The organism is Streptomyces sp. NEAU-174 (assembly GCF_052665095.1).
In genome coordinates this window covers 217871-225184 of record NZ_JBQTCE010000015.1, presented here as the reverse complement: position 1 = coordinate 225184, position 7314 = coordinate 217871, and the positions used below count along the sequence as shown (strand labels likewise).

The window sequence follows — 7314 nt, the reverse complement described above, 5'->3', positions numbered from 1 at the left end:
TGAGAGGCAGCGAAAGGCGTGAATTCTGCTGTTCAGTCAGATTATGACGTAGTGGTCGTCGGGGGCGGTCCTGGTGGATCCACGCTGTCGACACTGGTGGCCCTCCAGGGCCATCGGGTGTTGCTCCTGGAAAAGGAGGAGTTCCCGCGGCACCAGATCGGCGAGTCGCTGCTCCCCTCCACTGTGCACGGAATCTGCCGCCTCCTCGGAGTCACGGATGAGCTGGCGAATTCCGGCTTCATGAAGAAGCACGGAGGCACCTTCCGCTGGGGGCTCAACGCCGAGCCCTGGACCTTTGATTTCTCCGTCTCCGAAAAGTTCTCGGGCCCGACCTCCTACGCCTACCAGGTCGAGCGCATGAAGTTCGACAAGATCCTCCTCGACAATGCCCGCAGCAAGGGTGTGGACGTCCGTGAGCGCAGCGAGGTCGTGGACGTGCTCGAGGAGGAGGGCCGGATCCGCGGTGTGCGGTACGACGACGCCGAAGGCGTCCGGCGGGAGGTCCGCGCCAGGTTCGTGGCGGATGCCTCGGGAAACAAGAGCCGCATCCACAAGCGGATCGGCGGTGCGCGCACGTACTCGGACGTCTTCCAGAACATCGCCCTCTTCGGTTATTACACAGGCGGAAGGCGAGCGCCCGCCCCTTGGACGGGCAACATCACCTGCGCGTCCTTCGATCTCGGCTGGTTCTGGTACATCCCCCTCTCCGATGAGCTCACCAGTGTCGGTGCGGTGCTGAGGCGTGAGGCGCTGGCACGCCTCCAGGACGGGCCCCGGGACAAGGTGCTGGAGTCCCTGATCGACGAGTGCCCGCTCATCGCCGACTACCTGTCGGAGGCGGAGCGCGTCACGGAGGGGCCGTACGGGCAGGTCCGCGTCCGCAAGGATTACTCCTACATTCAGGAGAATTTCTGGCGGCCCGGCATGGTGCTGGTCGGCGACGCCGCCTGCTTCATCGACCCGCTCTTCTCCTCCGGCGTTCATCTGTCCACCTACAGTGCCCTGTTGGCGGCCCGATCGATCAACACCACACTGCGCGGCGCCATCGACGAGGCTCATTGCTTCCGCGAGTACGAAACCCGTTACCGCAGGGAGTACGACGTATTCCACGACTTCCTGGTCGCCTTCTACGACCTACAGAATGATGAACACGCGTACTTCCGCAAGGCGAAGAGCGTCATCGGGAGTTCTGCCCCGGCGGCGGAGTCCTTCGCGGAACTGGTGGGCGGCGGCGCGTCCAATGAGGAGGCACTGATCGGTACCGCGCCCTCCTTCAGCCAGGAGCGCAGGGCGGATCTGCTGGAGCGGTCGCGGAAGATCCACTGGCAGGGATCCCGGGTTCAGGTCCAGGCGCTCTTCGGGGAGAGCCTGGGGGACGCTCCCCTGTACGAGGGCGGTCTGGTCGAGTCACCCGACGGCATGCACTGGGCTCGCCCCGAACAGCCCGCTTCCTGAGGGACCCATGTGCTGACCACTCACCAGGTTCAGTGGCTGTTCCTCGGCCTCGTCGCCGTCCTCGTGCTCGGCACGCTGTTCGGCGCCGGGGCCCGTCTCCTGCGACAGCCTGCGGTGGTCGGGGAGATCCTGGCCGGAATCCTCATCGGGCCATCGCTGTTCGGGGGTGCCCTCGCGGATTTCCTGTTCCCCGCGGACACGCGCCCGCTGTTGGCGGCGTTTGCCAACGTCGGCCTCGCCCTGTTCATGTTCGTCATCGGTTATGAGCTGCCCTTCGACGAATTGCGTGACAAGGCGCGGGTCGCCCTTCGGATCTCGCTCTGTTCCGTGGCGGTGCCCTTCGTCCTCGGTGTGCTGCTCGCGCTGTACCTGGTCCGCGATCACCACGTACACAGCCAGACCGGTTTCGTGCTCTTCCTGGGCCCGGCGATGTCGGTCACGGCGTTCCCGGTGCTGGCCAGGATCTTGACCGACTACGGACTGGACCGGACCCGTCTCGGTGGCATCGCCCTGGCCGGCGCCGGGATCGGCGACGTTCTGGCCTGGCTGCTTCTCGGCCTCGTCGTGACCGTCAACGGGGGCACCGGTCAGGCGCGGTTGCTGCTGGTGCCCCTCGGCCTGATCGTTATGGTGACGTTGGTACGCCCGCTGCTGCGCCGGGCGTTCACCGCGGTGGAGGGGAGCGGGGGCACGGGCGGCCCACTGGTGGGCGTCATGGCTGGGCTGATGCTCTCCTGCTGGGCCGCCGAGTGGGTGGGGATCCACTTCATCTTCGGGGCCTTCCTCTTCGGTACGGTGACACCCCGCACTGAGCGGGCGGATGCCAAGTCCGAGCTCACCGGACACATCGAGTCGATCAGCGGTGTTCTTCTGCTGCCCGTGTACTTCGTCCTGTCGGGACTGCGGGTGGACCTCTCCGGGATCGGCTTCGCCGGACTCGGGGAACTCGTCCTCATCCTGCTCGTCGCACTCGCCGGAAAGTTCCTCGGTGCCTTCGCGGGTGCGCGGCTGAGCGGGATTCCCATGCTCCAGGCGACCGCCCTGGCCGCGTTGATGAACACCCGCGGTCTCACCGAGATCGTGCTGTTGACCGCGGGTCTCGAACTGGGCGTGATCGACGCTTCTTTCTACTCCCTGATGATTCTCATGGCTCTGGTGACCACCGCCATGACCGGGCCGATGCTGCGCGTCCTGGAGCGGCGCGCCGGTGGGGACGCGCGACAGCTCGGAGAGTTCGAGTACGAGCGGCAAGGCTTCCGCGGGTACGTCGCCGGGTAGCGGCCGAGCGCGGTGCTGATACCGGCCCGGAGGGCGAGTATCACGGCGACGCGTCCGCGGATGTCACGGCGACGCGTCCGCGGAGGACGCATCGAGGTCGATCTCGATACCGGCGACGGCGAGCAGACGACCCGTGCCGGAGTCACACATGGTCATGTCGGCGATCTCGATCCGCGGCCGCGCCGTGCTGCGCCACCTGTGCACCGTGATGGTGAACACCGCGCCCGGGTCGGCGTTGCCGAAGTACCCGACCTTCTGGTCGACCACCTTGCGCCGCAGGAACTGCTCGTCGCCGCGGCCTAGCGACCGCCACACGCGCAGCAGCGCCGTGTCGAAGATCGAGAAGTACGAGGCGAAGTACACCAGCCCGGCACCGTTGAGGTCGCGCACGACGTCCAGCGTGTACTCGGACGTGTGGGCCGGCCCGGCCGCGACGAGGCCGGGCGGCGCCGCCGAGTAGAAGCTGCCCGCCTCGCGGGCGCGTCCGACGAGGGTGCGCGGCGAGTAGGAGTTGGGCAGCCGGGGGAGGTCGCCGTAGGCGAAGTCCGGCGGCGCGACCTGGGACAACCGCCGGTTGCTGCTCGGGCGGCTACGGGCGATCCAGCGGTTGAAGTTCTCGGCGTAGAGACAGTCCGGATGGGGGCGCTCGTACAGCTCCGCGGGATCCAGCGGTGTGTCGGCCAGGCCCAGCCCCGCCGGTGCGAGCCGGTGGAGCGTGATCACCGACTGGCTGCCGAACTGGAACACCCGGGAGGTCACCTGGAGTTCGTCGCCGAAGCTGAGGCCGTGCGGATGGACGACGTCCCCGCCGCGTACGTGGAAGTAGTAGAAGGACAGATAGGCGGGCTGCCCCTCGGAGGTGCGGGCCGCGTGCACATTGGTGCGGCAGGCGGCAGCCACCGCCTCCCAGGTCCAGTCCCCGATCTGACCGAAGACGAGTGATCCGCCACTGCACATGCCCGGGGCGACGACCACGTGGCGGGACAGCGAACTGTCGTCCACCTCCCGGTCGGGCCGTGTCGTAGTGCTCCGATGCACCGTTCCCTGCCTTTCTGATCGGGCTGAGTGAGCCATGTCGCGGGGTTGGCTCACCAGGGGTGCCTGAGCCATTCGGCCGATGCGGCGAGGAAGGCGTCGTTGTCCTCGGCGCGGCCGATCGACACGCGCACGCCCTCGCCCGGAAACGTCCGCACGGCGATGCCCCTGCCCGTGCACCACCTGCCGAACTCGGCCGAGGCATCGCCCAGCCGGAGCCAGAGGAAGTTGGCCTGGCTGGCCGGAACGTCCCGGCCATGGGCCACCAGGGCGTCCCGGACTCGGCCGCGTTCCGCGACCGTGGCGTCGACGCGGCGCAACAACTGGTCCTCGAGCCCGAGGGCCGCCACGGCCGCTCGCTGCGCGATCCCGTTCACCGCATAGACGAGGCAGGCTTTGCGCAGCTGCTCGACCACGCGGGGATCACCCACGAGGTAGCCGACCCGGAGGCCGGCGAGTCCATACGCCTTCGAGAACGTGCGCAGCACCACGAGATTCGGGTGCGCCTCGCCGAGGTCCAGGCCACTTGAGGCGGCCGGCTCGCGCGCGTACTCGTAGTACGCCTCGTCGAGGGCGACCAGGCAGGTCGGCGGGGTGCGCGCCAGGAACTTCCGCAGCTCCTCCCTGGCGACCACCGTGCCCGTCGGATTGTTGGGATTGCAGATGAGGACCAGTCGGGTGGCGTCGGTGATCCGGTCGGCCATGGCCGAGAGGTCGTGCGCGTCCTCGACCAGGGGCACCCGCACGGAGCGCAGGCCGGCGAGGTCGGCGAGAATGGGGTAGAGCTCGAACGACCGCCAGGCGTAGACGACCTCGGTGCCGGGGTCGCCGACGGATTGCAGCAGTGTCTGGAGGAGCGCGACCGACCCCGCGCCCACCACGACCCTGTCCTCCGCGATCCCGTGCGTTCGCGCGATCGCACGCGTCAGCTCGCCGCACCCCGGGTCGGGGTAGCGGTTCACCGTCGAAGCCGCCGCCGCGATCGCTTCCACGATGCCCGGCAGCGGGCCGTGGGGAGATTCGTTCGCCGACAGCGGGCGCGTGCGCGCCGCCGCCGCATGCACCCCTTCGGTCGGCTGGTACGCGGTGAGACGGCCGAGGACCGTGCGGAGTCGAGGCAAGGACAAGGGGGCTCCCAAGCACGCGAGGCCAGTGCGTCAGCACGCGAGGCCAGTGCGTCGTGATCTGGCAGGTAATCCGGCGGTATCCGGCAGGTGATCCGGCGGTATCCGGCAGGTGATCCGGCGGTCGCGGGACGGACTCAGGGGCGCCCCTCGGCGGCCTCGGCTCCGGCGTGCGGCAGCCGCTCCTCCAGCAGACGTGCGACGTCCGCGACCGTGGCGGCGTCCATCAGCTCGTAGTCGTGGATCTCGACGCCGAGCCGGCCGCGCAGCAGCGCCGCAAGTTCCACCGCCGTGAGGGAGTCGAGACCCACCTCCTCGCGGCCGGCCGTCGGCACGACCGCTTCCTCCCTCATCTGGAGGTCGCCCACCAGGATGCCTTTGAGTACCTCGTACATGGCTTGTTCCTCTTTCGCTGTCACACCTGACCGGAAGCCCGCGACTCCCCGGCGGGCCGGCCGCTGTGGGCTCCCTCCCGCAAGGCGAGTGCGACGTCCACGATGAGGTCTTCCTGGCCGGCCACCGCTTGGCGCTCGCCCAGTTCGAAGAAGACGTCGCGCGGGTCGACCCCCTCGCGCCGGGAGATGTCGAGGACCCGGTTCTTGAATCCGGAGAACACTCCGGACAGGCCGCTGACGACACCGACGGAGTCGATGGTCGGCGGGGCGGGCATCAGCTCGCGTCCGGCGATGTCCGCCGCGTCCAGGAGACCGTACAGATCGATGCCCGTGGCGAATCCCATCCGCTCCAGCACGGGTACCAGGACCTCGAGCTGGGTGTTGCCGGCCCCCGCCCCGAAGCCCCGGGCGCAGGCGTCCACGATGCTCGCCCCCGCCTCGACCGCGGCGACCGAGTTGGCCACGGCCATGCCGAGGTTGTTGTGACCGTGGAACATCACCGGTACGTCGACGGCGTGGCGGATGGCGCCGATGCGCTCCGCCACGTCTGCCGGGAGGAAATGACCGGAGGAGTCGAGAATCCCCACCCCGCTCGCCCCGTACTCCACGAGCCGGGCGCACTCCTCCGCCAGTTGCCGGGGGCTGGCCATGTGGCTCATCAGGAGGACGCCGTGCGCTTCGACACCGGCGTCGCGGAGGAACCCCAGATGCCGCTCGGCGAGGTCCCCCTCGGTGCAGTGCGTGCCGATCCGCACCACGTCGACGTCGTGGGCGATGGCCTTCTTGAGGTCCTGGACGGTGCCCCATCCGGGGATCATGAAGACGCCCATCCTGCTGTTCGGCAGGGCCTCCCGCACGACGGACAGCATCTCGTCGTCGCCGAGCCGAGCCTGGCCGGCCTGGAGGGAGGACGCGCCCAGGCCGTTGCCGTGCCCCACTTCGACCACCGGAACACCCGCGGCGTCCGCGGCGGCCGCGTACCCGCGCAGTTGGTCGGGTCCGAGGTTGTGGCGGACCGCGTGATGTCCGTCGCGCAGGGTCGGATCATGGACGAGAACCGGCTTCCGCCCGCCGCTCTTGCTGTCTGCCGTCCGGATCACGACATCACCGCGCCGGCAGTCGGGAGGTGGGACGCCGCGTACAGTTCGGCGATGTGCAGCGCGGCGGAGTTGATGATGTCGAGGTTGCCCGCGTACCGCGGGATGCGGTCGCCGGACGAGGTGACCTCGATGGCGATCAGGGCCTTCCCGTCGTCCACGACGCACGCCGCGACCTCGAAGCCACCGGCGAACGCCCGGACCTGCTCCGTCGCGGTCGCCACGGCAGCGCGCACCGATTCCGCGGTCAGCTCTTCCCCCAGCACGGACATGGCGACCCGGAAGGTCGCCGGCGGCCTGGCGGGGCTCACGTTGAGGATCGCCTTGACGTCCTTGACCCCGGTGAAGTCACGGACCGCGTCCTGGGTGGTCTCGATGTACTCGTCGAGATTCAGCCGGGTGGACCGGCCCACGCTCAGACTGGCCGCGGTGGTCACCACCTCGACGTAGTCGACCCGATGCTGCCGCGCGATCGCGTGCAGGATCGGTATCGACGCCTGACCGCCACAACTGATCATGTTGATGTCGCCGTGGTCCAGGACGTCCGCCCCGTTCACGGTCGGGACCACCATCCGCCCCACCTTGCTCGGCGTCAGATCGACGAGCATCGCCCCGAGGGGCCTCAACCGCTCCGCGTGCTCGGCGTGCGACACGGCGTTGGTGGCGTCGAAGACCACGTCGAACGGGTCCGGAGCGTCGACCAGGGACTGGACGCCGCCCGTCGCGGTCGGCAGCCCGAGTCCGGCCGCGTGCCGCAGACCCGGTGTGTCGTCGTGACGTGCCACGACCAGCCGGCAGTCGAGGGAACGCGAACGCATGATCTTGGCCGCCAGGTCGACTCCGATGAGGCCGGCGCCGAGCACCGCCGCGGATAGTCGTCCGCTTCTCTCCCTGGCTGTACTGCTCATGGCTGTACCGCCCTTCCTTGTG

7 protein-coding genes are annotated in these 7314 nt (G+C 68.9%); 2 read left to right on the top strand and 5 right to left on the bottom strand.

What is annotated here, in order from left to right; genetic code table 11:
- The first annotated feature begins 18 nt into the window (after positions 1–18).
- Together ACT2CW_RS36570 and ACT2CW_RS36565 are read left to right on the top strand one after the other, a co-directional pair.
- Positions 19–1455: a tryptophan 7-halogenase gene (locus ACT2CW_RS36570; protein WP_445519660.1), complete on the top strand. Its 1437-nt coding sequence runs from the start codon at positions 19–21 to the stop codon at positions 1453–1455.
- Between the two features lie 9 nt (positions 1456–1464).
- A complete protein-coding gene (locus ACT2CW_RS36565; RefSeq protein ID WP_445519659.1) occupies positions 1465–2733 on the top strand; it encodes a cation:proton antiporter in 1269 nt (422 codons plus the stop codon).
- Between the two features lie 63 nt (positions 2734–2796).
- Here the strand turns inward: ACT2CW_RS36565 and ACT2CW_RS36560 are convergent, their stop codons facing one another.
- The 5 genes from ACT2CW_RS36560 to ACT2CW_RS36540 all read right to left on the bottom strand — a co-directional run bounded on the left by ACT2CW_RS36560 (position 2797) and on the right by ACT2CW_RS36540 (position 7292).
- Positions 2797–3771: an LnmK family bifunctional acyltransferase/decarboxylase gene (locus ACT2CW_RS36560; protein WP_445519658.1), complete on the bottom strand. Its 975-nt coding sequence runs from the start codon at positions 3769–3771 to the stop codon at positions 2797–2799.
- Between the two features lie 50 nt (positions 3772–3821).
- Positions 3822–4895 carry a histidinol-phosphate transaminase gene (gene hisC, locus ACT2CW_RS36555; protein ID WP_445519657.1) on the bottom strand — a complete coding sequence of 358 codons (1074 nt, stop codon included), beginning with the start codon at positions 4893–4895 and terminating at the stop codon, positions 3822–3824.
- Between the two features lie 134 nt (positions 4896–5029).
- Entirely contained in the window at positions 5030–5287 is a 258-nt protein-coding gene (locus ACT2CW_RS36550) for an acyl carrier protein (RefSeq protein WP_445519656.1), read from the bottom strand.
- Between the two features lie 20 nt (positions 5288–5307).
- Complete coding sequence (gene dmpG, locus ACT2CW_RS36545; protein ID WP_445519701.1) at positions 5308–6384, bottom strand: 4-hydroxy-2-oxovalerate aldolase; 1077 nt, start codon at positions 6382–6384, stop codon at positions 5308–5310.
- A complete protein-coding gene (locus tag ACT2CW_RS36540; protein WP_445519655.1) occupies positions 6384–7292 on the bottom strand; it encodes an acetaldehyde dehydrogenase (acetylating) in 909 nt (302 codons plus the stop codon). Before ACT2CW_RS36540 ends, dmpG begins: the two co-directional genes overlap by 1 nt.
- Positions 7293–7314 lie beyond the last annotated feature (22 nt).

Coding starts and splice junctions, on each gene's coding strand:
- ACT2CW_RS36550 (WP_445519656.1), bottom strand. CDS start 5,287: ATGTACGAGGTACTCAAAGGCATCCTGGTGGGCGACCTCCAGATGAGG.
- ACT2CW_RS36540 (WP_445519655.1), bottom strand. CDS start 7,292: ATGAGCAGTACAGCCAGGGAGAGAAGCGGACGACTATCCGCGGCGGTG.